The organism is Planococcus sp. TJ-301 (assembly GCF_058268475.1).
On sequence record NZ_JBZDOH010000001.1, the window covers coordinates 519,042 to 545,885 of the forward strand.

General features: G+C 46.4%; 27 protein-coding genes. 6 read left to right on the forward strand and 21 right to left on the reverse strand.

Annotated features, from left to right (window positions below):
* Window positions 1–625: 625 nt before the first annotated feature.
* Window positions 626–1,384 carry an SDR family oxidoreductase gene (locus AC4EHJ_RS02620; RefSeq protein ID WP_490974034.1) on the reverse strand — a complete coding sequence of 253 codons (759 nt, stop codon included), beginning with the start codon at window positions 1,382–1,384 and terminating at the stop codon, window positions 626–628.
* A gap of 145 nt (window positions 1,385–1,529) precedes the next feature.
* Here AC4EHJ_RS02620 and AC4EHJ_RS02625 point away from each other — a divergent pair, with 145 nt between their 5' ends.
* Window positions 1,530–2,099 carry a TetR/AcrR family transcriptional regulator gene (locus AC4EHJ_RS02625; RefSeq protein WP_490974035.1) on the forward strand — a complete coding sequence of 190 codons (570 nt, stop codon included), beginning with the start codon at window positions 1,530–1,532 and terminating at the stop codon, window positions 2,097–2,099.
* A 372-nt stretch (window positions 2,100–2,471) separates the two neighbouring features.
* On the opposite strand, the gene AC4EHJ_RS02630 is transcribed toward AC4EHJ_RS02625, so the two are convergent.
* Window positions 2,472–3,290: a helix-turn-helix transcriptional regulator gene (locus AC4EHJ_RS02630; RefSeq protein ID WP_490974036.1), complete on the reverse strand. Its 819-nt coding sequence runs from the start codon at window positions 3,288–3,290 to the stop codon at window positions 2,472–2,474.
* Window positions 3,291–3,673: 383 nt separating this feature from the next.
* Window positions 3,674–4,126: a VOC family protein gene (locus tag AC4EHJ_RS02635; RefSeq protein WP_490974037.1), complete on the reverse strand. Its 453-nt coding sequence runs from the start codon at window positions 4,124–4,126 to the stop codon at window positions 3,674–3,676.
* Window positions 4,127–4,729: 603 nt separating this feature from the next.
* Between AC4EHJ_RS02635 and AC4EHJ_RS02640 the strand changes: the two genes are divergently transcribed.
* A complete protein-coding gene (locus AC4EHJ_RS02640; protein WP_490974038.1) occupies window positions 4,730–5,119 on the forward strand; it encodes a VOC family protein in 390 nt (129 codons plus the stop codon).
* 476 nt (window positions 5,120–5,595) lie between these two features.
* On the opposite strand, the gene AC4EHJ_RS02645 is transcribed toward AC4EHJ_RS02640, so the two are convergent.
* From AC4EHJ_RS02645 to AC4EHJ_RS02700, 12 genes are all read right to left on the reverse strand, one after another.
* Window positions 5,596–6,531, reverse strand: coding sequence for a bifunctional helix-turn-helix transcriptional regulator/GNAT family N-acetyltransferase (locus AC4EHJ_RS02645; protein WP_490974039.1), 936 nt, complete (start codon window positions 6,529–6,531; stop codon window positions 5,596–5,598).
* Window positions 6,532–6,668: 137 nt separating this feature from the next.
* Complete coding sequence (locus AC4EHJ_RS02650; protein WP_490974040.1) at window positions 6,669–8,672, reverse strand: ABC1 kinase family protein; 2,004 nt, start codon at window positions 8,670–8,672, stop codon at window positions 6,669–6,671.
* A 526-nt stretch (window positions 8,673–9,198) separates the two neighbouring features.
* Window positions 9,199–9,852, reverse strand: coding sequence for a YIP1 family protein (locus AC4EHJ_RS02655; RefSeq protein ID WP_490974041.1), 654 nt, complete (start codon window positions 9,850–9,852; stop codon window positions 9,199–9,201).
* Between the two features lie 165 nt (window positions 9,853–10,017).
* A complete protein-coding gene (locus AC4EHJ_RS02660) occupies window positions 10,018–10,218 on the reverse strand; it encodes a hypothetical protein (protein ID WP_490974042.1) in 201 nt (66 codons plus the stop codon).
* Window positions 10,215–10,679 carry an SRPBCC family protein gene (locus tag AC4EHJ_RS02665; protein ID WP_490974043.1) on the reverse strand — a complete coding sequence of 155 codons (465 nt, stop codon included), beginning with the start codon at window positions 10,677–10,679 and terminating at the stop codon, window positions 10,215–10,217. Before AC4EHJ_RS02665 ends, AC4EHJ_RS02660 begins: the two co-directional genes overlap by 4 nt.
* A 29-nt stretch (window positions 10,680–10,708) precedes the next feature.
* Entirely contained in the window at window positions 10,709–11,164 is a 456-nt protein-coding gene (locus AC4EHJ_RS02670) for an SRPBCC family protein (protein WP_490974044.1), read from the reverse strand.
* Between the two features lie 56 nt (window positions 11,165–11,220).
* On the reverse strand, window positions 11,221–11,943 hold the full coding sequence (locus AC4EHJ_RS02675; RefSeq protein WP_490974045.1) for a 3-ketoacyl-ACP reductase: 723 nt from the start codon (window positions 11,941–11,943) through the stop codon (window positions 11,221–11,223).
* Between the two features lie 426 nt (window positions 11,944–12,369).
* Complete coding sequence (locus tag AC4EHJ_RS02680; RefSeq protein ID WP_490974046.1) at window positions 12,370–12,738, reverse strand: nuclear transport factor 2 family protein; 369 nt, start codon at window positions 12,736–12,738, stop codon at window positions 12,370–12,372.
* Between the two features lie 67 nt (window positions 12,739–12,805).
* Complete coding sequence (locus AC4EHJ_RS02685) at window positions 12,806–14,044, reverse strand: AI-2E family transporter (RefSeq protein WP_490975606.1); 1,239 nt, start codon at window positions 14,042–14,044, stop codon at window positions 12,806–12,808.
* 186 nt (window positions 14,045–14,230) lie between these two features.
* Complete coding sequence (locus AC4EHJ_RS02690; RefSeq protein WP_490974047.1) at window positions 14,231–16,147, reverse strand: PTS fructose transporter subunit IIABC; 1,917 nt, start codon at window positions 16,145–16,147, stop codon at window positions 14,231–14,233.
* Window positions 16,144–17,076: a 1-phosphofructokinase gene (gene pfkB, locus AC4EHJ_RS02695; RefSeq protein WP_490974048.1), complete on the reverse strand. Its 933-nt coding sequence runs from the start codon at window positions 17,074–17,076 to the stop codon at window positions 16,144–16,146. The genes AC4EHJ_RS02690 and pfkB overlap by 4 nt, the downstream gene beginning before the upstream one ends.
* Entirely contained in the window at window positions 17,073–17,825 is a 753-nt protein-coding gene (locus AC4EHJ_RS02700) for a DeoR/GlpR family DNA-binding transcription regulator (RefSeq protein ID WP_490974049.1), read from the reverse strand. Before AC4EHJ_RS02700 ends, pfkB begins: the two co-directional genes overlap by 4 nt.
* 277 nt (window positions 17,826–18,102) lie before the next feature.
* On the opposite strand from AC4EHJ_RS02700, the gene AC4EHJ_RS02705 reads away from it, so the two are divergent.
* Both AC4EHJ_RS02705 and ptsP read left to right on the forward strand, forming a co-directional pair.
* Window positions 18,103–18,369, forward strand: coding sequence for a phosphocarrier protein HPr (locus AC4EHJ_RS02705; RefSeq protein ID WP_490974050.1), 267 nt, complete (start codon window positions 18,103–18,105; stop codon window positions 18,367–18,369).
* Window positions 18,369–20,081: a phosphoenolpyruvate--protein phosphotransferase gene (gene ptsP, locus AC4EHJ_RS02710; RefSeq protein WP_490974051.1), complete on the forward strand. Its 1,713-nt coding sequence runs from the start codon at window positions 18,369–18,371 to the stop codon at window positions 20,079–20,081. Before AC4EHJ_RS02705 ends, ptsP begins: the two co-directional genes overlap by 1 nt.
* A 162-nt stretch (window positions 20,082–20,243) precedes the next feature.
* Here the strand turns inward: ptsP and AC4EHJ_RS02715 are convergent, their stop codons facing one another.
* Window positions 20,244–21,170 carry an MBL fold metallo-hydrolase gene (locus AC4EHJ_RS02715; RefSeq protein ID WP_490974052.1) on the reverse strand — a complete coding sequence of 309 codons (927 nt, stop codon included), beginning with the start codon at window positions 21,168–21,170 and terminating at the stop codon, window positions 20,244–20,246.
* A 98-nt stretch (window positions 21,171–21,268) separates the two neighbouring features.
* Between AC4EHJ_RS02715 and AC4EHJ_RS02720 the strand changes: the two genes are divergently transcribed.
* Window positions 21,269–22,120, forward strand: a complete 852-nt coding sequence (locus AC4EHJ_RS02720; protein WP_490974053.1) for an NAD(P)H-hydrate dehydratase — start codon at window positions 21,269–21,271, stop codon at window positions 22,118–22,120.
* 88 nt (window positions 22,121–22,208) lie between these two features.
* On the opposite strand, the gene AC4EHJ_RS02725 is transcribed toward AC4EHJ_RS02720, so the two are convergent.
* The 4 genes from AC4EHJ_RS02725 to AC4EHJ_RS02740 form a co-directional block, all read right to left on the reverse strand.
* Complete coding sequence (locus tag AC4EHJ_RS02725; RefSeq protein WP_490974054.1) at window positions 22,209–22,667, reverse strand: SRPBCC family protein; 459 nt, start codon at window positions 22,665–22,667, stop codon at window positions 22,209–22,211.
* A gap of 89 nt (window positions 22,668–22,756) precedes the next feature.
* The gene (locus tag AC4EHJ_RS02730) at window positions 22,757–23,704 is read right to left on the reverse strand and encodes an MBL fold metallo-hydrolase (protein WP_490974055.1); all 948 of its coding nucleotides are present in this window, start codon (window positions 23,702–23,704) and stop codon (window positions 22,757–22,759) included.
* Window positions 23,705–23,761: 57 nt separating this feature from the next.
* On the reverse strand, window positions 23,762–24,418 hold the full coding sequence (locus AC4EHJ_RS02735) for an HAD family hydrolase (protein WP_490974056.1): 657 nt from the start codon (window positions 24,416–24,418) through the stop codon (window positions 23,762–23,764).
* Between the two features lie 34 nt (window positions 24,419–24,452).
* Window positions 24,453–24,815 (reverse strand): hypothetical protein, encoded by a 363-nt coding sequence (locus AC4EHJ_RS02740; RefSeq protein WP_490974057.1) that lies wholly within the window; start codon window positions 24,813–24,815, stop codon window positions 24,453–24,455.
* 134 nt (window positions 24,816–24,949) lie between these two features.
* Between AC4EHJ_RS02740 and AC4EHJ_RS02745 the strand changes: the two genes are divergently transcribed.
* A complete protein-coding gene (locus AC4EHJ_RS02745; protein WP_490974058.1) occupies window positions 24,950–26,161 on the forward strand; it encodes an RtcB family protein in 1,212 nt (403 codons plus the stop codon).
* 82 nt (window positions 26,162–26,243) lie between these two features.
* Here the strand turns inward: AC4EHJ_RS02745 and AC4EHJ_RS02750 are convergent, their stop codons facing one another.
* A complete protein-coding gene (locus AC4EHJ_RS02750; RefSeq protein ID WP_490974059.1) occupies window positions 26,244–26,798 on the reverse strand; it encodes a putative glycolipid-binding domain-containing protein in 555 nt (184 codons plus the stop codon).
* Window positions 26,799–26,844: the final 46 nt, after the last annotated feature.

Consider the following 26,844-nt stretch of genomic DNA (forward strand, 5'->3'; position numbering starts at 1 on the left):
CCGTTATCAAGGTTTAAGTGCACTCAGAGAAATTTACGTGCGTTTAAAAACATTTACGAACGTTCACCGAGATTTATACGCACTCAGAACAATTTACGCGCGTTCAGCAAAAATCGGAATTATTAGTCCCCCAAAACGTATAGCAAACCAAGTTACTTTCTGGGGGGATGCACATATGAAACCAAATACAGCGTTATAGAGTTTATTAGCTTTGATGCAGGTGCTCATTTTAGCGCAAAGCACGTTTTTAGCAGCGGAATGGAGCGGGATTGTTATGTGGCTGAACACAATAATTTTTCTGGTGGCAACAGGTGTCTTTGCTCAAAGCCAGTCGATTGAGCGGAAGAATAGAAAATCGTAGAAAAAGAAGGGGATTCATAGATTCTCATTGAATATCGATGATACACATTACCGAAAACGTCAAGGCAATAAGTTCTGTTAATAGCGTTGTGGTTCATTGCGATTTTATGGAGTGGTCCATCAACGATTAAAAAACGCATTAATTCGGGCTAATGCCAAAAAGGGTTGGAGACATAAATCTCCAACCCTTTTATGTTAATTATTTTGAAAGTTCGTGTAAACGCGTGGATCCGTTAGCCTAACAGATCAGCAAATAAATCAAAAGTTAATACGCTGTCCAGCCGCCATCTGCCGTGACCACTTGGCCATTGATGAAGCTGGCATCGTCCGAGCCGAGGAAAATCGCAAGTTTTGCAATCTCTTCCGGCTGTCCGACGCGCGGGTTGATGGCCATGCCCAGTTGTTGGCGGTTCATGCCCACACCGCTGATGTTGCTCATGGTGCTGCCGATGTTGGTAGCGACCGCTCCTGGTGCAATGCCGTTGCAACGGATGTTTTTGTCTGCATACATGAATGCCGTGTTTTTTGTCAGGCCGACAACTGCGTGTTTAGACGCCGTGTAAGCAGCGCCTGCCCGTGCTCCGTAAAGTCCGCCTGCGGAGATGTTGTTAATGATGACGCCATGCCCTTGCTCAAGGAAGATGGCAGTTGCGATGCGCATTGTTCGCATGACAGCCGTCGTATTGACCGCAAATACTTTGTCCCAGCGCTCATCGGAAATTTCGCCGACCGGCTCCATGCCGTCCATGATGCCCGCATTGTTCACAAGGACGTCCAACTTGCCGTAAGCTTTTATCGTTTCTTCGAATAAAGTCTCCAGATCCTCCAAAGAAGTTACATTCGTTTTCACTGCAATCGCTTCGCCGCCATTTGCTTTGATGGCGTCAGCAACCGCCGTTGCGCCTTCCAAGTTCAAATCCGATACTACGACTTTCGCGCCTTCATGTGCATAGCCTTCCGCAATCGCTTTGCCCATGCCGGATGCCGCGCCAGTCACTATTGCCACTTTACCTTCGAATTTCATTAATGAAAACCCCCTGAATTTTATTGAACAACTGTATAATAAAATTATAATCCCAGCACGCAAACGCTAACAACCATCAAAAAATGCCGATTTGTTCAGTAAACAACATTTTCAGATAATTTGTTCAATAAAGGGAGGGCGAAAAATGAAAATCGATTTGCGGGTCCTGAAAACCAAGGAAGCGTTGCACGAAAGCCTCATCAGCCTTTTAAAAGAGCGGGCGCTGGAATCGATCTCCATCACCGAGATCTGCAAAGCAGCGAAAATCAACCGGGGCACATTTTATCAGCATTTTGGCAAAGTCGAGGACTTGTTCGAAGAGTATTTCAAGGAGATCATGAAAGACTTGGCTGAATCCTACCAGGCGCCTTACCGGCATGTGGAGCGGATTGAAACCACGAAGCTGAATCCGGCAACCATCCGTATTTTCCATCACATCGAGAAATACAAGAAGTTCTATTTCATCGTGTTTTCTAAAAACGTGCCGTTGTCTTATTACTATCTATTGTTTGAAGAAATCAATGCATTAATGAAAGAAGATTTTGCCGCCCATTCCTTGATTGGTGAAGGAATAGCCATCGATATGCTGAGCGCTTACCAATCGAACGCGATTCTCGGCATGGTGATCGAGTGGTACCGGCAAGATTTCGACAAAAGCGCTGCTCAGATGAATGAACAGCTGGTGAACATCTTGAATCTCCGGCTCGGCGGTTGACCAATTGCAAAGGGGATAGCATGGAAAATCACGAAATTCTTAAAAATCTATGATGCGTAATATAATAGGTGTATCCGCTAAGTTCAGATTTTGCAGAACCTTAGTGAACTCGAGCCGAGTACGCTGGCAATTATGCACGGTTCTTCCTTTTACGGAAACGGCAAGAAGGAAATCCTGAATTTACGGGAAGTCTGGAAAAGTGTTATGGAAGAGTCCTATAGGCAAAGTCATTTCAACAACTGACTTTTTAGTCCTCATTTGCTAAATAAGGAGAATGGATGGCCGTTTGTTTTGCTGAACGGAACGAAGAAATAACTAAGAATTTAAACAAGCTGCCTTCATTTACTGAAGGCAGCTTGTTATATTTATTAGCTATGTATCTGCATGCTTTTCTTTCATTAACTTGCGGAATACACCAGGTGGTTTGCCGACAGTTTTCTTGAACGCCTGTTGAAAATGCGTGGCGCTCTTATAGCCAGTCTGAGCGGCGATTTCCGGAACGCTGCCGGAGGTTTCCAGCAAAAGATGCTGCGCTGTCCGCATGCGGCATTGGATGGCGTATTGGATCGGGCTGACACCCGTCAACTCTTTGAACTGGCGCGCTAAGTAATATTTGTTTAAGCCCAGTTCCAACGATAGGTCGGAAAGTGTGATGTCGCGGCAATGGTTCTCTTCTATATAATGCTGTGCCTTGCGGATCAATTGGCTCAGGTCCGGATTTTCAATTGCGGCTGGGGGTGCCAAGGCTCGTTCTAGCGTGCAGAAGAACAGCGCCAGCAAATGCCGGAGCATCGATTGGTCTTGCTGTTGCTGGATGATTTGCCCAAGCAGTGACTGAAGCTCGGAAAAAAAGCGCAAAAACTGTACAGGGGCTAACTGCGTTTCCCGGATGTGGCTGATCGGCAAGCCATCCGCCAAGTTTCCGGAACAGCAAAGATAAAGCGCTTGAAAAGGGGAGCGGGGATCTACCCGTTCTTCATGCCAATCGCCTGCATTGTATAACACGATGCTCCCGGGTCCTGCACGGTAGTTTTTTTCGTTGATGGTGAATTGGCCGGTACCGGAAACCACCAACAAAATCTCACAGGTGTCGGAATGCTGGTGGAGCGGTTTTGAGTAAATTTGTCCCATAGAGGCAAATATATGCCCGGCTGCATGGAAGATTTGCAAAGATTCCTTGATATTAACCACTCTTTTCACCAAAGTTTGATATCAACAATTATAACAAGAATTAATAGGTTTATACATAAAGGATAGCAATAAATCGTTTTATTTTTATCGACTACGCAAGAATTGATAGGTTTAATGGTTTAATCAAGTGCTGATTCAGTATTTTTTACAGAAATTGAGAATCAATAAAAAATATAAGAGAAAGGGGAAATTTTTTGATGGATTATCCAAGGTAAGCAGAGAATTAAGATGAACAGGCACTTCCATCTAAAGACAAATCACATTTAGAGGAGCAAGGAAATTTCAATGAAAAAAGCAGCATTCCCTCAACGAACGAGGAAATGCTGCTTTCTGTCTTACGTCATGTCTGTTTCAGTAAAGGCTTTTTGTAAAACGCCACTTGCTTAATTGATACCGAGTTGCTCCGCCAAACCGATTAGGATTCCTTCGGTTCCACGAATATAACAAAGCCGATACGCGTCTTCGTACTGAACCACTTCACCAACGAGCTGTGCACCGTGCTTCGTGAGTCTGGATACCATTTCGTCAATGTCTTCAACGGCAAACATGACACGTAGATAACCAAGGGCATTTACAGGAGCGGTCCGGTGATCTGATATAGTAGGCGGGGTGATAAATCGCGAAAGTTCAAGTCGGCTGTGGCCATCCGGGGTAACCATCATAGCAATCTCTACGTTCTGAGAATCTAATCCGGTTACGCGACCCGCCCATTCACCTTCGATAGTGGCTCGCCCTTCAAGATTCAAGCCGATTTCCTCGAAGAAAGAGATTGCGTTATCAAGGGATTCTACAACGATGCCGACATTATCCATTCGTAGTAATTTGTTTTTTTCCATGGTTTTCTCTCCTTCTGTATCAAAGTTTAATTTCATGAGAAAAGATCACTTGAGGACTCAGCCCCGGCAACATATGCAGGTTATCTTCAAATTCCTAAGGAGATCTATAGACACAGTGACTGACGCATTCAATTAGTCCTTCTTGAGCCTAAAATGACACTGAATGGCCGCTGGCTTTCAATCACGGATCAGAATCAATCCATCATGCTGGGTAATCAGTTCAATGAGTTACGTCGTAAAGGACATGTTCATCACTTTCTTTTTGCGTTAATACGCATAATATATAATAGATTGGTATAAATGCAAAGAGCGGTTTTCCAGAAACAGAAGCAAAAGTTCTTGCAGCAAGATTTAATAGTATTTTTTAATTAAACCCGGTGGTATTTCAGCATATTTTATTCGCGTCAGCAAGAATCGATAGTTTCTTATTATCAAAGGCTAGCTGGAGAACGGAGTTTAAGTAATCCTTATATTGCGATAGATCGCAACGCACGAGGGAGGAGGCAGCGCAAAAATCGTGTGGCAATAACTCCCAAGAGGCTTTATAATGGCTGTAATACAGCTTGTTGAACGGGACAGCTACCCAATCGAGGAGGAATTGCAATGGTGAAGGAATGCTGGATCAATCTGCCGGTGACAGATTTGGTAAAATCGAAAGGCTTTTTTAAAGCGCTTGGGTTCAGGCTCAATGAACGGTTTTCGGACAGCGATACGATGGCTGGTGTCGTCATTGGCAGCCACAATGCCATGGTCATGCTGTTTCCGGAAGAGACATTTATATCGTTCACAAACAACACCATTGCGGATACCGCAATGAGCACGGAGATTTTGATTTCCATTTCAGTGGAAAATGAAGATGAAGTGCAGGAGTTGGTCCACAAAGCAGCTGCGGCCGGTGGCATCATTTTTGCAGAGCCGGGAGAACGAAACGGCATGTACGGAGCGGGATTTTGCGATTTGGATGGGCATCGATGGAATTTGCTGGTGATGTAGTGAATAAGTAAGATTGGCATGGATCATCAGCCAAGATGAGTTTTTATATGGATTGAAATTAAATGTATATAAAAAAACATCCGAACGACGCATTTATAAATTGCGCTGTTCGGATGCTTTTGTTTTTCACTAAAGCAATTTCCAGCGCTGTGAATCCTGCGCAGTAATTTTAAAAGCTGCTGATTCATTTTAATGAAATATGCTGTAGCACACATAAAACGGTGAAACTACGCAACAGCGCCAAAAAGCCGGATTTGGACCGAAAAATGCGTTTCGTCTCACTGTCATGAGTATACTTATTGAATGAAACACTACTTCCGATAATTTATATTATGTCAACTAAAATATTTTTATCGAATTAAGGGCCTTTCTGAATGGCTCCTTCTTCTGTCTTTTCGCGCTCTTTAACACGATTTCGCATCTTATTTGCGCGTATCTGCTATTTACTGTGCACGCAGCTTCCTGTGCACCATGCTTTATTCATTTTTCATAACGGGTTCCAACTCCAGATCCCAGCGTTCTTCAGTCAACGCGTCTGCAGTCCAATCCGTATTCGTTTTTTCCTCGGTTAGCTTGAATCCGTATTTGGTATACAGATAACGTGCGGCTTCCAATATATTGACCGTCCACAGGAATACATGCTGATAGCCTTGCTCGCGGCAAAATTCGATTGCTGTCTCCATCAGCATTTTCCCGATGCCTAGACCTTGGAACTGTTCATCTAAAATAAACCAACGCAATTGTGCAGTCTCGTCTCCAGCTTTTGCAATTGCTATGGATCCGGCAACTTCACCGTCCACTTCAGCGATCCACAACTGCCCGCCAGTTGGATTTGCCATAAAATCAGCTAACCCTTTGACTACATAGAATTCAAAGACATGGCTGAATTGATGTGTATTGCCATACAGCGTACCGTGCAGATGCGCGATGTAACCGGCGTCGCCAGGCCCATATGGCCGGATGATAATTTTATTAGGTGCTTGCTGAGGCTGCAGTAGGCTTTCAATCGTGGCCATAGCGGCGGTCAGCTTCATTAAATCGCGCTCTGGCAGCGTAGCGACCATCTTGCTGATGCCTTGATTGGCATTTTCCACGAGCTGCTGGTGAATTTCTTCGCCTTTATCGGTCAATCCCAGCAAAATGCGGCGTTTGTCATCGGCAGATTGCTTCTTGAAAATCAATTCGCTGTCTTCGAACTTTTGCAGCATGCGGCTGATATAGCCTCGATCTAGCCCCAATTTTTCGCGTATTTCAGAAGCCGTCGCGCCTTTTTGCGCATGGAGTTCCGATATAACGCGCGCTTCGGCCAACGGATACGGCTGCTGGTAGATTTCTTGGTCGATTTTGCCAAGAACATTTGCATAAAAACGGTTGAATTTCCGGATTTCCTCGACTTGTTTTAAGTTATTCATCAGTAAACCCCCACAGTAATTTTCTGAAAAATCCATTTCTTTTATAATACTTAATATGGTTGACTTTGGCAACTAAAAAACGCATTCAAGGGAATGCGCTTTGCTAAGGTTTTATTGACATCATCCAGCACCAATCCCTACAGGCGGTCGTTTTTCATATCCCGGACAGCTTGGATCGACAGCCTCACCAAAAGAATCACGCATAGGAACAAGCCGGTATAGGCTGCTGTATTCAAGTACACTGCGTACACCGTATCGATGAACTGGGCAATCGCCAGCAAGGCGGACGACACGATGCCGAACGTAATGCCTGTCATCAGCAGGATGAAGCGGGAAAACATCAACGCAACGAAATGGGCATTCGATTTGTCCGAAAAGATGTCGTGATGCAAAATGATGCGCCCTCCCTCCACCCGGCGAAGGAGATGGTCCATGCGTTTCGGCAATTTCTTCAACTCCGGTAGGACAAGAGCCAGTTCTTCTTCAAATCGTTCTTTGACTTCACGAGGTTCGCGGAACGGCTTTTTCAAAATAGCGGTTTTCGTCTCTTTTGCGAATGTTTTCGCTTCGGTGAACATATCGAATCCAGGATCGATTGTGTGCAAGGTGCCGTCGAGCGTAACCAATGCCCGCAGCGCGATGCCGACTGACGGGTAAAACGACAATCCGAAATTTCGCACGACGTTAAAAATGGAATGGATCAGCTCATCAGTCGAGATGCGATCGACATACGAAACACGCAGCAAGATCTGCCCGATCGCCTGTTCGAACTTTTGGCGGTCGATATCCTTGCTGTCTTCAACAAGGTTCGTGACAGCGTCATAGATGATTTCCGCATCGTTTTGCTGCACGCCGATGACGAATAAATTCAATGCTTCCTGCTGCACTTTCGCCAAGCGGCCGACTGCCCCGAAGTCCAGCAGCACCGGCAAGCCGTCCCTGCTGTCGATAAAGATGTTGCCTGGATGCGGATCCGCATGGAAAATGCCGGCGAACAGCATTTGTTCCAAATATGAGAACAGCACCGTTCTGGAAAAATCGCGCGGCGGAACTTGGAACTGCTCGAACACCTCTTTGCCTTTTGGAATGCTCTTGCCCTTAAAATACTCGAGGACGATTAAATTATAATTGCTGTATTCACGGTAAACATAAGGTACTTTCACGGTGTATGGGCTTTTCTCCATTATATTGCCGATTTGGATTGTGTTGCGGATTTCAATTTCAAAATCGATTTCTTCCCGCAATGCGTTGGCGAATCCGATGGCGAGCTCCCGGAATCCAATTGTTGAAGCCCAACTCGATTTCATCGCCACCCATTCAGCAAACTCTACGAGAATGTCCAAATCGTCGCGCATAATCGTTGAGACGTCCGGCCGCAGCAGTTTTACCACTACTTCATCGCGGTTTTTCCGCAGCACGGCTCGGTGTACCTGGCCGATTGATCCTGCGGCCAATGGTTCCATATCAAAAGACTCGAATACCTCGTCGAATGTCTCTGGCAGCGCTTTATGGAGAACTTCCTTTACTTGCTTGGCGGATAGCGGCACGACGTCCTGCTGCAGTTTCCCGAGCTCTTCGATGAACACGGGATGGAACAAATCGGAGCGTGTCGACAGCGCTTGGCCGAATTTAATGAAAATGCCGCCGCTTTGCTCGAGCGTCTTGCGCAAAGCGATAGCCAATTGCCGTTCGTTTTCGCGGTGGCGCGCGAAGTGGAACGTGCTGGAGATGCCGTTTTTCACTGCAACTTCGAGTACTTTGCTTAAACGCTTCTGGCGGCGCCAAAGATGCAGCAAGCGTTTCACGAAAAACACGCGGCTCGTGAGCGACCCTCCGCTGCCGCCGAAACCGTTCCCTTCAAAAAGCTCGAAGAACAAGTAGAACAGCATCGAAATCATCAGCATGCTGCCGATCCAAATAATCGTACTGGCATCGGTCACAGCGGATAAAAAGCCCTGCTCGAAATAGTCTGTAAAACGCAGATAGGAATACCAGTACACGAGCGATGTCAGGCTGACGCCTAACATCACCGAAAGCATGCGTTTGACAACATGAACCTTAGAGCCGATCAACCTGCCGCTGACATAGAAAATAAACAGCAGGATGAGCATTATTTCAATGAAAATACGCAAATAGACCATTGTTCCACCTCCGTTACACAGTAATCTTCTGAACGCTCGTAATTTCTTTTAAACGTGCATTAATTCTTCTGAACGCTCGTAATTTCTTTTAAACGTGCATTAATTCTTCTGAACGTGCGTAAATGTTGTTGAACGTCTATAAAATTTAATGAGCACGCGTAAACGCTCATGGATGCCAAAATCAATTAATCGGCCACACAGTGGTAAGCCACTTAACTTCGCTCCTAATTAACAGAATACTAAGTCCTTTCTTGTAGTATAGCAAAAATAACCTGCTATAGCGCTTCCCTTCTGCCACCCTACTATGAAGGCGCCGATAAATTTTGTTACCAAAAGAACGGTTATTTATCATCGATTCCAGTTCGCTGTTTTGCTACACTTGAATCTGTGCGCAAAGCAGCTGAGCGTTTTTGCGGTTTGCCTTCTTGTTTGCTTGTTTTGAATTTTATTCAATAAATACCTTATGTAATAATCTACATGTGCAATTTTTTTCCATAAAAAAAGAAAGCCTGAGCCTTCCTTTCCGTTACAATACCGCAGCGAACAATATGATAAACAAGATAACAACTATTATGACAACCACACCGATCACGACCGCTGGGATCACGACCGTTGCAAAGCCTTTCCAGCTACTGAACCGGTGCGCTTCCCCAATTGCCTTGCTTTGGATGATGATACCCCAGATTGACAAGACGAATGAGATCGTTCCGAGCACAATCAGCGTCCCTAGCCCTTCCCCTGTGCTGTTGCCCGCAAGCGGATCAGCGAAATATGAAGCCGGCGCGATCGTCGCCCATGCCAATAAAATCGGTGCAAGCCAAACATACGGAATCATCGAAACGGCAACCGCTTTGAACATTTCTATGTACGTCGCTGTCCCTTTGAACAATTTACCGACAAGCAAATACAATGCGGACAAAAAGGCGGCACTCGCTAATCCGACCACTGGCCCGATAATAAGCGACAACAAAAAAATCAGCCAGCCGGCCATTCCTGCGCCGCCCCCTGAACTTTGCATCCCCATCAACCCGCTGCCGATCCCTGACAGCATTATGAGCATGATTGCGAATCCTGTTGTTTTTTCTTCAATAACAAAGCGGGCAGCTTTGCGCGTTCTCAGCCATACCGCGGTAAACGGATTAACGCGTTCTGTTTCGTGTTTCTCATTAATGTCTATCATTAAATCTCCCCCTAGAAGTTCTCTCTATATTACGGCGCCAAGGCTTTTTGGTTTCACTAATCAGCTAAAAACCCATTTGTGTTTTCTGATTCTTTTTTTTGTTGCGTTTTTGATTTTTATTGTATTATCCTTAAGTAGTTTAGTACATTTACGTTTTTTTAATCATTATTCCCCGAAATCCTGTGGGTTTTCAACATAAAACGCCACCGCTCCGCATCCGCTGCAAACAGCAGCTTTCGGCTCAGCTGTGGCGTTTTTGAATAATCCGCGCTTTTTTTGGGTGATTTTCAAGCCGTACAGTGCACCTTTCACAGTGACCTGCAGATCTTCGGCCATTGCGCCTCGGCAGTTTGGGCATTGCCTCATCGGTTTTTCTCCTTTTTCACCGCTTCCGATTCCACCAAGTCCATAAACTCGTTGACGGTTTCCATATTGCTTTTTGTGCCGCCCATCTTCAGCATCGTGCGCCCCACGAGATTCGTGCCGCGGTTCGATCCTTCATAGACAAAGCGGGTTTGCTGTTCACTGATTTTCTGAAGACGGAACTGCAAATCGACTTCGAATAAATTGGCGAGCACAAAATGCAATTGCTTCACTTTTTCATCCGGCGTGTCTTGATACGCCACAGTTTCCACAATATACGTCTCCAGCCGGCTGCCTTGGCGGTAAGTCTGTTGATGCTTAGCGCCGACTTCATCTTCCCGTTTTTCGATGAGCTCGTGCTTTTCCAGCTTTGGCATGACTTTTTGGATATTGTCGTCTTTGAACAATTCCCACACTGTCTCGATATTGGCATCGATGATGCGCTTTTGCTTCCATTCAATCATCCCATTGCCCCCTTTTATTCATTGCTTTTTCACTCTATTTTCTCTGCTTCGCTTTTGACCCGCTCCATGAACGTCCGGGCTGTCGCTAGCCGGCTTTTTTTGCTGCCTGCCAGGAGCATCATTTTAGCGGAGGCCGTGAGCCCTTTATTGAAGCCCGAATAAATGAAACGGGTTTTCCCCGGTTCCAGTTTTTCAAGCCGATAGGAATAATTCACGAGAATCGACTGACCCATCAAAAACTCAACCATGCGCTCTTTGAGCTCTGGCATTTCTGCGAATGCTTTTGTTTCGACCACATAGCTCATGAGCTGTTTGCCTTCGTAATAGCTTTGGCTGTGTTTTGCTCCCACTCGATCGTCATGCCCTTCTAGGAGTTCATGGCTGTGGATCTTCGGCATGATTTTCTGGACGCTGCGGTCCTGGAACAACAGCCATACTTTCTCGATATCGCTGTCAATAATGATTTCCTCTTTCCATTTCACCATTCCTTAAAGCCCTCCCTTGTTTGCTCCAATAATTGATGATGCACCCCGTTCTCCTATCAGAACGGATTGGTTGCCCATTGGCTCGATGTTGGAATGAATATGCGTGGATGCAGTTTCAACTGGGCTACAATGTACTCGGCAATATCCACAGGCTGCATGAATTTCTCATCGCTTCCGGCAGGCTTTGAGCTGCTGCCGCCAAAATCCGTGATGACGCGGCTTGGCGTCAGCGCAAATACGCGGATATTGTGTTTGCGCACTTCCTGGGACAACGATTCCGTCAAACCGAGAACGCCGAATTTCGACGCACTATATGCACTTGACCCTGCAGAGCCTTTGACTCCGGACATTGAAGAAATATTGACGATGTCGCCGCCGTTTTTTTCGATCAATTGAGGCAGTACTGTGCGCGTGACGTAGAACATGCCCATCAAATTGACGTCGATGACTTTTTTCCAGTCTTCCGGCGGAATTTCCAGCAGGGGCCCGAATTTGCCAATGCCCGCATTATTGATCAAGATATCGGCAGAACCCAGTTCTTTCGCCAATTTTGCAATGGCACCCTCGACTTGTTCAAGATTCGAGACGTCTGCTACCGCGTAAGCCGTTTTAACGCCTTGAGCAGCAACATCCCTTGCTGTATCCTTAAGATCTTGTTCAGTGCGCGCAATCAAGCCGACATGCACCCCTTCTTTTGCGAGCGCTAATGCTGCAGCCCGTCCGATGCCTTTCCCCGCTCCGGTTATGAATGCGATTTTCCCTGCCAATGATTGTGCCATAGCCATTCCCCTCCCATTATCAGATAAATCCATTGTGCCGGAACTTTCAGCGAAACGCAAAGATGCAGACAGCTTGAAATATTAATGAGCGAGGTATATAGTATCTATAAAGAGCAAAAAAAAACCGCCGGTGCGCTAACACCGTCGGCAAGCAATCAATAGGTCCTCCCAAGGGAGATCAGCCTCTAGGTTACTTCATAAGGAATAACCCGCTGAGCAGTCAACTCAAGGGCGGGTTATTTTTTTTGGTTAAATGACGTCACTGCGAGCACCAAGCTTGCAAACGTTACCGCAAACATCAATGCTTCGAAAACTGTCATTCGCACCACCCCCTTTCTTCCGGGGATGGCCGACCACCCTTGAGTTCCCTTTTCAATTGCCTTTTCCTATCTTACCATAACTTCACTTCGAAATTCCCTTCATTTCCTATTCATTCAACGCTATGATAAAAGACGTCAGATCCTGAATTTTTTCTTCCGTCTCGTGCAATTGGTAAATGTCGCAGTACAAGTATGTCTTTTCTTCGCCCGTCGACGTATTGAAGGTCATTTTGCCTTTGACAACCGCCTCCGAGCCGTCCGTCAGTAAGGTGTCGATCGTCAACTCCGTCCCAAGCCCGCTTTCCATGTCCATCATTTTCATGTAATCGATAAACGCATCTTTGCCTTGCGTTTTTTTGCCGTGCAGCGTCCACACCACATCATCAGCCACCACATTTGCGATAAAATCGATGTCCCTGTTGCTGAATGCCTCGTTCACTTTCATGAAAAATTTCGGCTTCGCTTCCACTACCATTTTAAAACCTCCTAGGGGATGGATTCGATTCAAAACAAGATGATTTCTTTAGCAAAAACATGCTCGATCATTGCAGTTTCCTTTTAATCGCCAACATCTTTTTCTTTTTCTTTGCTGACACGAGCGGTTTCGGAGCGGGATTAAAGTGATCTTCGTACAGCCCGGTATACGCTTGGTACCACTGGAACAAATGCACCAGAAATACTTTGATGACGGCATATGCCGGAATGCCAAGAATGACGCCTGGAATGCCGAACAAATTTCCCGCAGTCAAAAGCACAGCAATGATTGTCACTGGGTGGATATTCAAGTTGCTGCCAAGGATCAGCGGCTGGATGACCCGGCCTTCCAAGGTTTGTTCGATGGTGAACACAACGAGCACCTTAGCGAGCATGATCGGTGAATGGACGACAATCGCCACAATGACGATCGGGAAAAAGGCGATGAACGTACCCAAAAACGGAATCAAATTCAAGACACCGGCGATGATGCCGAGGATCAAGGCATATTCCATCCCAATAATGACAAAGCCGAGCCAGAACATGACGCCGACCGCAAACGCCACAACCAATTGACCCCGTATATACTGGCTAATCTGCAGATTCGTCTCCCGCAATAAGATGTATGTTTTTTCCCGCATTTTGGATGGCACGAGGTTCATGATATGATAAGGCAAATTATGGCCGTCTTTCAATAAGTAAAACAGGATGAATGGCGTCGTGATGAACGCCAATACAATCGACGTCAGCGTACCGAATATATTGCCGATGTTGCCGAACATCTCGTCGATTATCGATTCCGCTTGCCCGGCGACGGTTTCGCCCAGCGTCCCGCTATCACCCAGTAATTGCGTCTGTAGCCGGGAAAGCACATCGCTCCGCAGCAAACTATCGACTTGGGTAGTGAAACTGGTTAGATAAGCCGGGAAGTTCTGGATCAATGAGGTGATCTGCTCACGGATAATCGGGATCAAACTGACGACTCCCCAAGCGATCAATCCAATCATCACCAGAAACACCAGCAAAATTCCAGTGATGCGCGGCACATTCTTCTTCTCCAGCCAATCAATGAGCGGGTTCAGCAAATAATAAAGGATGCCCGACATGACGAGCGGCAGCCCCATCGCACTGAAAAACCCTTTCAGCGGCTCCATTAAATAAAGGACTTTCGTCAATAGGAATAAATTCAAGAGGATCAGCAGCGACACCAAAAGAATTGCCACAACCCTGTTGTTCAACACCCATCGCCATAACAAGCTAGCCAGCAACTTCACTTTCGTTTGCTCTTTTTCCGGCTCCACCGCCATCACCCTCCTGCCGAGTCTGCCCCAAGCTCCGCTCTTACTTGGTCTGCAGCTGCCCATCTAGTTGACTCTTTGTGATGCTATGCTGTCCTTTATTAATTTCGTCTTTGCTGCGCTTATTCCTCTTTATTTCCAACATTAAAAAGCCGCATCCGGGAATTTCCGGATGCGGCAGGAATTATGTTTTGCCTAAGCTTCTACTGGAACAGCGATTTTCTTTTTGAGGAGCCCGGCGACGGTGGCCGTGACAGCCGCTCCGATCAAGATAGCAAGTGCATAAAGCGCGATGTTCATCGCTCCGCCATCCACCAAGCCGATGACGAATACGCCGCCATGAGGTGCGCGGAGCCCGATGTCAAACAGCATGACAAGCGCTCCGGTCACTGATGCGCCGGCTACGGTAGCCGGAATGACACGCGCCGGGTCAGCAGCCGCAAACGGGATGACGCCTTCTGTGATAAAGCAGGCACCCAGCACGTAAGCGGTCTTGCCGGCTTCGCGCTCTGTTTTCGTGAATTTGTTCTTGAAGAACGTCGTCGCAAGTGCCAGGCCAAGCGGCGGAACCATGCCCGCTGCCATGACCGCAGCCATGAAGACGAAATTCTCCGCGCTCAGCATCGCCAAGCCGAATGTATAAGCAGCTTTGTTGATCGGGCCACCCATGTCGATCGCCATCATGCCGCCAAGCAATAATCCAACCAGCAGCAAGTTCGTGCCGCCCAAGCTTTCAAGGAAACTTGAAATCCCTGTGTAGACTTTAGTCAGCTGCGGGTTGACGAGCATCATAATGATCCCGGTGATAGCAATAGCGAACACCGGATAAAAGAGCACCGGCTTCAAACCTTCAAGCGAGTTCGGAAGACCAGAGAAAGCTTTTTTGACGAATAACGTGACGTAACCTGCCAGGAACCCGGCGATCAATCCACCAAGGAATCCGGAACCGCCGCTTGCTTCTTCAACACCGGTGACGGTTGTTGCAATCAATCCGCCGATCATACCAGGAGCGAAACCAGGGCGTTCGGCGATGCTCATTGCGATAAAGCCGGCTAGTACAGGAACCATCAAGTAAAACGCTTTGCCGCCGCCAATTGTGCTGAGCATCGCTGCGAACGCGTTGTATTCAGGACTGTCGGGATTAGCTGCATTGATGCCCCAGAAGAACGACAGCGCAATCAAGATCCCGCCGCCGACGACGAATGGCAGCATGTTTGAAACGCCGCTCATCAAATGCTTGTAAAATCCACCTTTGCCTCCGCCTTCGGTCGCTTCGTCATTTGAAGAGTCGTGCTGGTAGACAGGTGCTTCGCCCGCTAACGCACGGTCCAGCAATTTATCGGTTTCGTAAATGGCTTTGCCGACAGCGGTCTGGATGACCGGCTTGCCAGTAAAACGCGCCATTTCAACTTTCGTGTCAGCCGCTACGATAATGGCATCCGCCGCTGCAATGTCAGCATCCGTCAGCCGGTTTTTAACGCCGCTTGAGCCGTTTGTCTCCACTTTAATGTCGATGCCGCGCTCTCTCGCTCGTTCATTGAGTTTTTCTGCCGCCATATATGTGTGGGCAATGCCGGTCGGACAAGCCGTAACAGCCAGGATGCGTTTCGATCCAGCCGCTGCCGGCTGGCTGCTGGTTGATGCAGGGCCATCTACTTCGTTTTCTTTGTCGGTCACTGCCTGCAGAATTTGCTCTTTTGATGAGGCTTCCAGAATGCGTGTGCGGAATTTTTCGTCCATCAAGAATGTTGCGAGGCGCGATAAGGCTTCCAAATGGTCGTCATTCGCGCCTTCGCTTGCTGCAATCATGAAGAACAGATGAGCAGGCTGGCCGTCAAGCGATTCGTAATCCAAGCCTTGGTGGGAACGGCCAAATGCAATGGACGGTGCCTTTACTGCTTTGGATTTCGCATGCGGGATGGCTATGCCGTCGCCGATGCCCGTCGTACCTTGCCCTTCACGCGCCATGATGTCCTGGAGAAAAGCTTGCTGGTTATTCAGTTTGCCGGCGCGGTCGAGCTGTGCTGCCAATTCCGCCATTACTTCCGGTTTCGTGCGTGCCGCGACATTCAGGATGATTGTGTCTTCTGTCAATAATTGTGTGATTCTCATTTTTCCACACCCTCTTCTTTTATTGGATAGACTTTTACAAATTCGAGCAATGCATCAACCTTGTCTTTCGTGCAAAGATCCGGACTGAAAGCGGTTGCGCTGCCGCTTGCTACTCCATAGCGGAATGCCTTTTCGGCGTCGCCATGCACGGCATAAGAAGCGATAAAACCGGAAACCAGTGAATCTCCCGCTCCTACTGTATTAACAACTTTGCCTTTCGGCGCTTTCGCCTGCAGCAGCAATTCGCGGGTCGCAAGCAGTGCGCCATCACCTCCCATGGAAACAACGACATGCTGAACGCCTGATAGCACTAACTTTTTGGCATAAAAAGCTGCTTCAGCCATGCTGGTGATTTGCCGCCCGAACAATTCTCCGAGCTCTTCCTGATTGGGCTTGATGAGAAATGGCCCGTTTTGGATCAGTTTCGCTAAAGCCGGTCCAGACGTATCGAGGACGAATTTCACATCGAGCTTTCGACAACTTTCCGCTAGATCCGTAAAATACGAATCAGGGATCGATAGGGGCAGGCTGCCTGCGACCACGAGCCAATCGCCCCTTTGCATTTTTTTGGCTTTGTCCTTCAATTCGTTCAGCTGTAGAGAATCCAGTTCCGGCCCCGGTCCGTTCAATTCCGTTTCTTGCGCGGACTTGATTTTGACATTGATGCGCGTGATTTCTTCGGTTTCAATAAAATCGGTTGCAACCCCTTCGTTTTTCAAGAACTCTTCTATATAATGACCAGTAAAACCGCCTGTAAAGCCCAATGCTATATTGTCAGCACCTAGGCGCTTCAAAACCCGTGAAACGTTTATGCCTTTGCCACCGGGGTAATAATACACTTCATCGGTACGGTTCAGCTTGCCTGCAGTGAAGTCCGGCAAATAAGTGGTATAATCCAGTGACGGTGTGATTGTGCATGTGTAAATCATTGCGTACCCACCTTTACTGTAGTTTTATTTTCAAGCACTTCCCTTAGCTCATTCGAGATTGAATCGGTGATCAGGATCGCCTCGTCCAGCTCCATAATTTTGGCGAAGCTGATTTTATCCGCTTTGGAATGATCCGCTAAGACATAACTTTCACGCGCCAAGGAACTGGCCAGCCTTTTGACCGCTGCTTCTTCCGGGTCGGGTGTGGTGTAGCCCATTTCCGGGTGGAAACCATTGACGCCGAGGAAACAGAGATCGAAACGGTAATTTTTCAATGACTGGATCGTCTGCGCACCGATGAATGCACCAGTACGGGGCTTTAAAAGTCCTCCGGTCAAGTACGTCGTGATTCCTTGCTCATTAAGTGCTTCGACGAGCGTCAAGCCGTTCGTCACAGCGACGATATTCTTGTCCTGCAAATAGCGGATCATTTGGAAAGTCGTTGTGCCTGCATCCAAATAGACACTATCGCCGTCCTGTATAAAGGAAGCGGCCAGTTTGGCGATGCTGTCTTTTTCTTCCAAGTTGCGGGTGGACTTGTCCTTGATCGTCGGTTCCGACAAATTGCGGCCTGGCAGCACCGCTCCACCGAATACGCGCTCCAATTGGTTGCGGTTTTCTAAAACGGTCAAGTCGCGGCGTATTGTCGATTCAGACGCTTCGGTCATGTCCACGATGTCCTGAATTTTGATGGTCTGTTTTTGTTCCAACAGATTCAGGATGAATTCATGGCGTTCGTTTGTCAGCATGCAATCACCTGCTTTTTGTTTTGATAGATCCCCGCCAAGAAAAAACAGCATTGTTCTGGGGCACGTTTAGCCATCCTTGAACAACGGTTGAAAATCCGCCATTTTGATGACTGAACCTTTTGTTAAATTGATATTACTTGAAATCGCTTCCAAAATCAATCATAATCATCCATAAGCAATCAAAAACAATCATTTAGTTTAAATTTCATTCATATTCGTTCATAATAAAACTTGAATTCAGCTAAATGCATTCAAAAAACACTAGGAGGAATTTTACATGACAGAAAAACAATTCGTAATTACTGATGAAGCAGGAATTCACGCACGCCCGGCATCAGCCTTGGTCGGTTCATTGTCTAAATTCAAATCAGACATCACTATGGAATTCAATGGCAAGAAAGTCAATTTGAAATCAATTTTAGGCGTCATGTCTCTAGGCGTCTCTTCAGGCTCTACCGTCACGATTGCCGCAGACGGTGAAGACGAAGAACAAGCCATCTCACAAATCACAGAAGTGATGCAAAACGAAGGGCTTTCTAACTAATGACACGCACCCTTTCCGGAATTGCGGCTTCAAACGGCATCGCTCTTGCTAAAGCGTTCCGTCTGGAAACTCCGGATTTAACTGTAGAAAAAATCACGATTAAAGATGCCGATCAAGAAGTGCTGCGTTTCGAATCTGCTCTTTCAAAAGCAAGCGCTGAACTCGAAACGATCAAAGAACGCACAGCTGCACAAATCAGCGATAAGGAGGCTGCCATCTTCGGCGCCCACCTGCTGGTCTTGAGCGATCCTGAATTGGTCGGTCCTATTACTGAAAAAATTAAATCCGATAAGGTCAATGCTGAATTCGCGTTGAAAGAAACGTCAGATATGTTCATCGCGATGTTCGAAGCGATGGACAGCGATTACATGAAAGAACGTGCAGCGGATATCCGGGATGTGACAAAACGTGTCACCGCCCATCTGCTCGGTGTCACAATCCAAAACCCGAGCCTGATTAAGGAAGAAGTGATCATCCTTGCGGAAGATTTGACGCCATCCGATACCGTGCAACTGAATCCTGAATTTGTTAAAGGGTTCATCACCGATATCGGCGGACGCACTTCCCACTCGGCAATTCTTGCCCGCACACTGGAAATCCCAGCCGTAGTCGGTGCGAAGAAAGTCATGGAAACGATCGAAAACGGTACGTTCGTCATTGTAGATGGCCTTGAAGGCGTTGTGATTATCGATCCGGACTCGGCTACAATTAAACAATATGAAGAGAAAAAAGCAAGCTATGACCGCCAAAAAGCGGAATGGGCAAAATTGAAAAACGAAGCGACTGTAACGGCTGACGGCCATCCGGTTGAACTCGGCGCCAATATCGGCACGCCGAAAGATGCCACTGGAGCTGTCGACAACGGTGCTGAAGCAATCGGCCTTTACCGGACCGAGTTCCTTTACATGGGACGCGATGCCTTCCCTACCGAAGAAGAACAAGTAGAAGCCTATTCGGCTGTGCTGAAAGCGATGGACGGCAAACCAACCGTCGTCCGCACACTGGATATCGGTGGCGATAAGGAATTGACCTACTTGGATTTGCCGAAGGAATTGAATCCGTTCTTAGGCCTTCGAGCGATTCGCCTGTGCCTTGAAATGCCGGATATGTTCCGTAAGCAGCTGCGTGCCCTTCTTCGGTCAAGCGTACACGGCAATCTGAAAATCATGTTCCCGATGATTGCGACGCTCGAAGAGTTCAGGGCGGCGAAAGCATTGATTATGGAAGAAAAAGAAAAACTGGCGGCAGAAAGCATCGATGTCAGTGATTCGATTGAAATCGGCATTATGGTTGAAATTCCGTCCACTGCCGTTATAGCTGATGTGTTCGCCAAAGAAGTCGATTTCTTCTCGATCGGCACGAACGATTTGATCCAATATACGATGGCGGCAGACCGCATGAACGAGAATGTTTCGTACTTGTACCAGCCGTATAATCCAGCGATTCTGCGGATGGTTAAAATGGTGATCGATGCAGCGCATAAAGAAGGAAAATGGGCTGGCATGTGCGGCGAAATGGCTGGTGATGAAATCGCTATCCCGATCCTGCTTGGGCTTGGCTTAGACGAATTCTCGATGAGTGCTTCTTCGATTTTGAAAGCGCGTGAACAAATCAGCAAATTGTCGAAAGCCGAAATGGCGACACACACAGAGCGCATTTTGGCTTTGGCGACTGCTGATGAAGTCGAAACTTATGTAAAAGAAATCATGTAATGCAAAAAAACGGCACCCTTCATGGGTGCCGTTTTTTTGTGCTCTGATTTTATATCTCTTCGCTTCGCTTTAAACGGAATTGCAACGCTGTACTCTTAGTGTTTTTTTGATAGCTATACATTTCTTATATCAATAAACTTGCAAGTTGCAAGTTTATTGATTTTATTTTGACAGATAATCCAGCAAGCCCATGGCACTGACTTCCATGTCGACTTTGATGATCCCGTAAACTTCGTGATTGTCCGGGACGCCCAGCGATCTTAGATGTGTTCGGACCATTTCCTGCAAACGGGCAGCAAGGTCTTGCGGACTTTGCTGTTTGGCAAATGCCTCTTCCGCCTCTTCGAGAAATTCCACCAACCATTCGCCTGCTTGGCGCAGCGCTTCTTTCGGTTCCGAAGTCATGCCGTAATGGCCGTAAAAGATCGCATCGAAATTCGCTGCTTGGAAACGGTCGATTGCCACCTGCATGGCAGCGGGATCGAATTGGTTAGGCGATGTCGAAGGGAGAAACAGAGGGATGCCGTCCGGGACGAGCTGCTGGTAGCGAATGCCTACTGTATCCCCGGCGAACATGCCGTTACTTACGGAATCATAGATGCCAAAATGGTGCTTGGCATGCCCCGGTGTATCCCAAAATTCGAGCGTGCAAGCGGGACCGATTTCCAATTTGCCGCCTTCTGTTTTTTCAATCAGCCGGTTTTCCGGCACTGGAACGATTGGATCGAACAAAAGATCAAATTGCTCGCCGTATACCATCCGCGCTCCGGCAATCAGCCTGCTGGGGTCCGCTAAATGCCGTGCGCCTTTAGGATGGACAACCACTTTGGCATTTGGGCAATCTTGCAGAAGCAAGCCGGCCCCGCCGGCATGATCCAAATGGACATGGGTGACGATGATGTATTTTACTTGGTCGAGCGTATAGCCAAGTTCGCTAAGCCCTTGTTTAATATATGGAACCGATGGACTGGCGCCGGTATCGATGAGCGTCAGCTCGTCTTCTGCAATGACGTAAGTACCGGTACGTTCTTTAATGCCCATATCATAGCCGTCAATTAGGTAGATGCGGCTGTTCATTTGTTGGACCATGTCTATTCCCCCTTATGTATGCGATAATCAATAGCAAGAATATTCTACCATTAATTCCGCGTAAAATAACGGCTTTGCCACCGATAGGAGGATTTGTTATGCCGATACAGGATGGACAGCGGTTATTTTGGACCGCGCAAGATGTCAGCGCCACGCTGCCCACAAGAGATGATGGCGGGCATAAAGGAACATTCGGAACTGCGTTGCTGCTCGCGAGCACACGCGATATGCCCGGTGCGGCATTGTTGGCCGGCCTTGGAGCGATGCGGAGCGGTGTCGGGAAACTGGAAATCGGCACCCATCCAGAAGTCATCAACGGTGTCGTTTCTGCGTTGCCGGAATCGATTTATTTGCGCGAAGGGCTGAAGAAAGTAGGAACTGGTGAAGTGGAACTGGAAAGGTACCGGGCGATTGCTGTGGGTCCTGGCATCCATCCAGACGATGTAACGGAGAAAGCGGTCCAGGCCTTGCTTGCCAGCCCTTGTCCGCTGGTGCTTGACGCCGGGGCGTTGTCGATGCGAAGCTACCCGAAAAGGCAAGCGCCGGTCATACTTACCCCCCACCCGCGCGAATTTTCGCGGATCACCGGCGTCGGCAAAGAGGATTTGGCGGAAAACCGTGTTTTCCATGCCGTTTCTTTTGCCAAACAATGGGGTGTCGCAATCGTCTTGAAAGGGAGCCACACAGTCATCGCTTTTCCGGAAGGCGGCGTCCGCATCAATCCGACCGGCAACGCTGCTTTGTCTAAAGGGGGCACTGGGGATACGCTGACGGGCATGATTTTGGGAATGTTGTGCTGCCACGATAATTGGCGGCATGCGGTATTAAATGCCGTCTATCTTCACGGTGCGTGCGCGGATAAATGGATTGAAACGCGTTCTGCCCATACGATGCTGGCACATGAAATCACAATGCTGCTGCCGGAAGTCTGGAAATCGTTCGAGCGTTAACATTTTTTATCAAAACCGCATTTTCTCTAACTTTGGGAACGGTTATTATTTAATGCAGCAGTAAGATTGATAAAACCTGATTTCTCCGTCAACTTCCCTTTTCTTCTGCCATGTTCTTTAACGCAATCGCACGATTCACAATAAAACGTTCCATGTATTTTTCCAAAAACAATTTATCCGCCAGTATACCAAGTATGCCTAACGGGGACCTGTAGACAAATCTGTCTTTCATAATTGTGCCGCTTCCGCTTTCCGAAAACTCGTGCGTGTGGATAAACGAATGGAACGCTCCTTTGACCATTGAATCTGTGAACCTGTAAGGTTCTTCCATCTCGATTATTTTGGCCGTCAGTTGTTGCTTCCTTCCAAAGTGGGTAGCTTCCCAAGTCACTTCGTCTCCTTTTTCCATCCCTCCTGACGTCACTCCCGCAATTGCCTTTTCTTTCGTGTGGGATGCAGTTTCCATATGGACATCGACATCCCTTGCAAGATCAAAGCAAATGCTGATAGGCGCTTCAATGTAAATCTCATGAAAGATGCTTGGCATAGATCTGCCTCCTCATTGTTTTATCTACTATAGATTCTGTTGCGCTAGTCCCTTTTCCTGACGAAAATCAAAGCTTTATCCCATAGCCGTCAAATTGTGTGCGCATAGAAATTGTAAACCGTGGCGAGATTACGCCTGATACCCTGTACCCCCTTCCATTTTATATAATCTTCAGGGGGAATGAAGCCATTTAGGAAATCTTCCAAAGAAATAGCAGAATAATGCGCTCCTTTGCCAGCATCAATCAGCATGGACACATATTCAATCATGGCATCAATCTGTTTGCCGGTACCCACTTCCCCGTGCCCTGGCAAAATAGACACAATGTCCATGGTTTTAACGCGTTCAAGAATAGCTAGAAACGCATCAGGGTTATAAATAGGCAAATGCAAATCCTCGGTAATTAAATCCCCCATAAATGCAGCGTTTTCCTGTGGAACATACAGGAATGCATCACTCACAGAATGGCCTCCGCCTAGGCAGTGCAATTCAACATCACGCACAGTTCCATGAATTTTTAAGGTTTTTTCGAAAGTAAGGGACGGCAATACCAGCTCCAAATTTGGAAGTTCATCCAACAACTTTGTCATTTCCAAAAACTGATTTGTTAAACTGCTTTTTATTGCAGCGTTTTCTTCAACTGAAATTTGCTGAACGAGATCCTTTAAATATTGTTCTGTTTCTTGGCGTTCTTTATCCATATCGCCGATTGCATTTTTTTCATTGATCCATTCTTTCGTTGTTGTCGTGGAAATAATCACTTGTTCTTTAAAGGTTTGATTGCCGAATACGTGATCGCCATGAAAATGGCTGTTGACGAGGTATGTTACTTTTTTTCCTGTCAGTTTTTCTGCTTGATTTTTAAGTTCCCGAGACGCAGAAGGCGTATTGAAAGCATCAAAAACAAGCAGTTCGGTTCCGAGATCCACAAATCCAGCATTGCTCCATGCTCCGTTTCCAGGTTTTGCAATGGCCGCAAACACACCATCAGCCATTTCTTTCAATGTGAAATATTCCGTTTGAATAAGAACTTTCATTTTTAAAACACTCCTTTGTGCAGCATAATTTTAAGGTAGCGTGGTATTGGATAAAATTTACAAATAAAATTCATTCACCAATTTCTTCAGTTCCATTAAATCTTCAATGACAAAATCCGCTTGGGCCAATTCTTCTTCCTGCGCAAAATCAAAGCGGCAGCCTATGGCCGTCAAGTTATTGGCTTTTGCCGCATTGATATCAGACAAGCGGTCGCCTATGACCGCACCGCCATCGATGCCATACTTTTCAATGATGGACTTGACCAAATCCCCTTTATCCTTTGATGTGATTTGCTGGATGCTGAAGGTTTCCGTAACCCATTGATCCAGGCCATAAAATTTCACGATTGTCTCAAGGTACAAAGGCAAGCCATTGCTGGCAATGTAAATGGGATGCCCTTGTCTCTTTAAATATGTGAACAACTCTTCCACATTCGGATATAAAGCGCCGTTCCCTTCTTTGATGTTGTGGATCAACCGTTCGTGAAAAAACTCATTTGCTTGCTTGCGTACATTAAATGAGTGTTTCGGCAGCAGTGTCTCCCACACTTTCTGCAGCGGCACCCCCATTATTTCCCGGTATTGTTCAATCGGCGTTTCCGAATCCCATAATTCCAATGATTTCAATTGTGCAAATGTATCTGCGAGCGATCTTTCCAATATTTTATCGGTTTGAAAAAGTGTGCCGTCCATGTCAAAAATGAATGATGCCATAAGTGCCTCCTTAGGATTGTGCTTTACCGAACGGTTAAACTCCCATCACAATCAAGTAATGTTCCGTTTGGCTTCTCGTAATTTCTTCTAGTACAGGAATTAAAGGTGCAAGGAAATGTTCGAGTGCCCTATCATTGAGAATGGATAAAATAAAACGGATTTCATCCAATAAAGCCATCACTTGTATCTTATTAAACACAACGTCGCCATAAAGGTCGAACATGGGAATATAATGCATGGTGTACGCTTGTCCCACATGGATTAACCGCATAAATATGCTTTCTGGGATTAACACAGGGGGATCGACTTCTGCTCCGCCAATCCCTTTGTAAAAATGAATCCGTTCTTCGCTGTTATAGGTATTCACATCATATAATTTGCGGTATTTGTCTAGCATTTCCAATTCTCCCCTTTTCTTTACGTATTCGGATAAGGTTTGTTCCGTTTAGCCAATGGTATATATTATTTTATTTAGAAGGAGTTTGTAAAAAGGAGGAGAAATAATAAATACAGAAAGAAAGGTTGGGAATCATGAAGATTATTAAAGGCAAATACAGCGATGCAAAAGTTTTCACCCAAAATATTGATGAAATGACAGTCGCGCAGATTGAAGCTTTCTTGAACGAAGAAGTGACCAATAACGCCAATGTGCGCATCATGCCGGATTGCCATGCCGGCGTGGGTGCAGTCATTGGCACTACTATGAAAGTGACCGACCGGGTTATTCCGAATTTGGTCGGCGTTGACATCGGCTGCGGAATGCTTTGTGTCGAAATACAAAAGCAAGCAATTGATTTTGCGAAGCTTGATGGCACCATCCAGGCATCGGTGCCTTCTGGCCAATCCATCCGTTCTTCTCCCCACCCCTTTATCGGCCATATCGAGCTGAAAAAGGTGCTGGCTCCATTTTCAGAAGAAGTTGCGGTCCGTTCACTTGGCACACTCGGCGGCGGCAATCATTTTATCGAAATGAACGAAGCTGAGGACGGCAGAACATTCTTGGTCATTCATTCAGGAAGCCGCCACCTGGGTGCGAAAATAGCGAATTACCACCAAAAGAAAGCCGTCGAAACCTTAAGTAATGATAAAGATGGGCTTGATGAAATGATTGCGCAATTGAAGAATAAAGGCCGCCATAAAGAAATTCACAGCGCCATCAAATCTTATAAATCCATACTTCCCAGCATACCGAGCGAACTTGCTTATTTACAGGGCTCTTTGATGGAACATTATTTCAATGATTTGCAAATTGCGCAGGAATACGCGAAATGGAACCGTGCCGCTATGGTGCAAGTCTTGCTGGAGGAAATGAATTTCAAGGAAATCGGCCGAATCGATACGGTCCATAATTATATTGATTTAAAGCACATGATTTTGCGCAAAGGCGCCATATCTGCACGAAAAGATGAATTGGTCTTGATTCCGATTAATATGCGGGATGGTTCGCTGCTGGCAAAAGGCAAAGGCAATGAAGATTGGAATCAATCAGGGCCGCATGGTGCGGGCCGCATCCTTTCAAGAACGAAAGCCAAGCAAGTTCTTCATTTGGATGATTTTACCGATACCATGAAAGGCGTTTACACCACGAGTGTGAGCCAGGATACAATCGATGAGTCGCCATTCGCCTATAAAACGATGCAGGAAATCATCAATAATACACAAGACACGATCGAGATACAGTCAATCCTGAAACCTATTTATAATTTTAAAGCGGCGGAATTTCAGGGATGGCGCCGAAAGTAAGCAAAAGAGCGGCTAAAATGCCGCTCTTTTTAATTGAATCGTATTTCTAGTTTTCTTTTTACAGAAATCCTTAGAGCCATCACTAGAATCTCCTGGAGAATAACTGAGGGTAATCGATTACAAATCCTGACTCATCAAAAGAAATGAGTGCTTCAAAATTGGGAGAATGATAATAAAAAATACGAATCCCCTTTTTTCTTTCAATAAATGTGTACGTCTGTTTCATTTTGTGTAATTTTAATTGTGGGATATCGATATAAACCATTTCAAACTCTCGACTTTGATTGAGTCCCCAATCATACCTGTTAACAGGCAAAGAATTCGAGAACGGCGTGGCTGATAAGTCAACATCAATTGCTCCTCTCAGCTCCTGCAATTCTTTTCCATGCTGATCAAACCATTTGCCGGTACCTGTAGCATTAATTTCTAAGCTTTGACCACTTTTAGTTTGGACATGCACCTTTTTTGTTGTCCATGAATTATCCGTTTCAATAAAATAGTCAATTTGGACAGGGTTATTTTCGCTCAAAAATATGACCGTACTTTCTACATGAAATGCACTTGACCCTTGAGAAATTCTTGCATATTCACAACCGAATGATTCTAAATTTTCCCAGACTATCTCGATTGAAATCATATAAACACACTCCTTCGAGAGTAAATTCCTTTCTTTTCTTTTGTGT

Excerpts from the sequence above, each read along its gene's own strand:
- AC4EHJ_RS02620 (WP_490974034.1), bottom strand. The coding sequence starts at position 1,384 with ATGAAATTCGAAGGTAAAGTGGCAATAGTGACTGGCGCGGCATCCGGC.
- AC4EHJ_RS02625 (WP_490974035.1), top strand. The coding sequence starts at position 1,530 with ATGAAAATCGATTTGCGGGTCCTGAAAACCAAGGAAGCGTTGCACGAA.
- AC4EHJ_RS02635 (WP_490974037.1), bottom strand. The coding sequence starts at position 4,126 with ATGGAAAAAAACAAATTACTACGAATGGATAATGTCGGCATCGTTGTA.
- AC4EHJ_RS02640 (WP_490974038.1), top strand. The coding sequence starts at position 4,730 with ATGGTGAAGGAATGCTGGATCAATCTGCCGGTGACAGATTTGGTAAAA.
- AC4EHJ_RS02645 (WP_490974039.1), bottom strand. The coding sequence starts at position 6,531 with ATGAATAACTTAAAACAAGTCGAGGAAATCCGGAAATTCAACCGTTTT.
- AC4EHJ_RS02650 (WP_490974040.1), bottom strand. The coding sequence starts at position 8,672 with ATGGTCTATTTGCGTATTTTCATTGAAATAATGCTCATCCTGCTGTTT.
- AC4EHJ_RS02655 (WP_490974041.1), bottom strand. The coding sequence starts at position 9,852 with ATGATAGACATTAATGAGAAACACGAAACAGAACGCGTTAATCCGTTT.
- AC4EHJ_RS02660 (WP_490974042.1), bottom strand. The coding sequence starts at position 10,218 with ATGAGGCAATGCCCAAACTGCCGAGGCGCAATGGCCGAAGATCTGCAG.
- AC4EHJ_RS02665 (WP_490974043.1), bottom strand. The coding sequence starts at position 10,679 with ATGATTGAATGGAAGCAAAAGCGCATCATCGATGCCAATATCGAGACA.
- AC4EHJ_RS02670 (WP_490974044.1), bottom strand. The coding sequence starts at position 11,164 with ATGGTGAAATGGAAAGAGGAAATCATTATTGACAGCGATATCGAGAAA.
- AC4EHJ_RS02675 (WP_490974045.1), bottom strand. The coding sequence starts at position 11,943 with ATGGCACAATCATTGGCAGGGAAAATCGCATTCATAACCGGAGCGGGG.
- AC4EHJ_RS02680 (WP_490974046.1), bottom strand. The coding sequence starts at position 12,738 with ATGGTAGTGGAAGCGAAGCCGAAATTTTTCATGAAAGTGAACGAGGCA.
- AC4EHJ_RS02685 (WP_490975606.1), bottom strand. The coding sequence starts at position 14,044 with ATGGCGGTGGAGCCGGAAAAAGAGCAAACGAAAGTGAAGTTGCTGGCT.
- AC4EHJ_RS02690 (WP_490974047.1), bottom strand. The coding sequence starts at position 16,147 with ATGAGAATCACACAATTATTGACAGAAGACACAATCATCCTGAATGTC.
- pfkB (WP_490974048.1), bottom strand. The coding sequence starts at position 17,076 with ATGATTTACACATGCACAATCACACCGTCACTGGATTATACCACTTAT.
- AC4EHJ_RS02700 (WP_490974049.1), bottom strand. The coding sequence starts at position 17,825 with ATGCTGACAAACGAACGCCATGAATTCATCCTGAATCTGTTGGAACAA.
- AC4EHJ_RS02705 (WP_490974050.1), top strand. The coding sequence starts at position 18,103 with ATGACAGAAAAACAATTCGTAATTACTGATGAAGCAGGAATTCACGCA.
- ptsP (WP_490974051.1), top strand. The coding sequence starts at position 18,369 with ATGACACGCACCCTTTCCGGAATTGCGGCTTCAAACGGCATCGCTCTT.
- AC4EHJ_RS02715 (WP_490974052.1), bottom strand. The coding sequence starts at position 21,170 with ATGGTCCAACAAATGAACAGCCGCATCTACCTAATTGACGGCTATGAT.
- AC4EHJ_RS02720 (WP_490974053.1), top strand. The coding sequence starts at position 21,269 with ATGCCGATACAGGATGGACAGCGGTTATTTTGGACCGCGCAAGATGTC.
- AC4EHJ_RS02725 (WP_490974054.1), bottom strand. The coding sequence starts at position 22,667 with ATGCCAAGCATCTTTCATGAGATTTACATTGAAGCGCCTATCAGCATT.
- AC4EHJ_RS02730 (WP_490974055.1), bottom strand. The coding sequence starts at position 23,704 with ATGAAAGTTCTTATTCAAACGGAATATTTCACATTGAAAGAAATGGCT.
- AC4EHJ_RS02735 (WP_490974056.1), bottom strand. The coding sequence starts at position 24,418 with ATGGCATCATTCATTTTTGACATGGACGGCACACTTTTTCAAACCGAT.
- AC4EHJ_RS02740 (WP_490974057.1), bottom strand. The coding sequence starts at position 24,815 with ATGCTAGACAAATACCGCAAATTATATGATGTGAATACCTATAACAGC.
- AC4EHJ_RS02745 (WP_490974058.1), top strand. The coding sequence starts at position 24,950 with ATGAAGATTATTAAAGGCAAATACAGCGATGCAAAAGTTTTCACCCAA.
- AC4EHJ_RS02750 (WP_490974059.1), bottom strand. The coding sequence starts at position 26,798 with ATGATTTCAATCGAGATAGTCTGGGAAAATTTAGAATCATTCGGTTGT.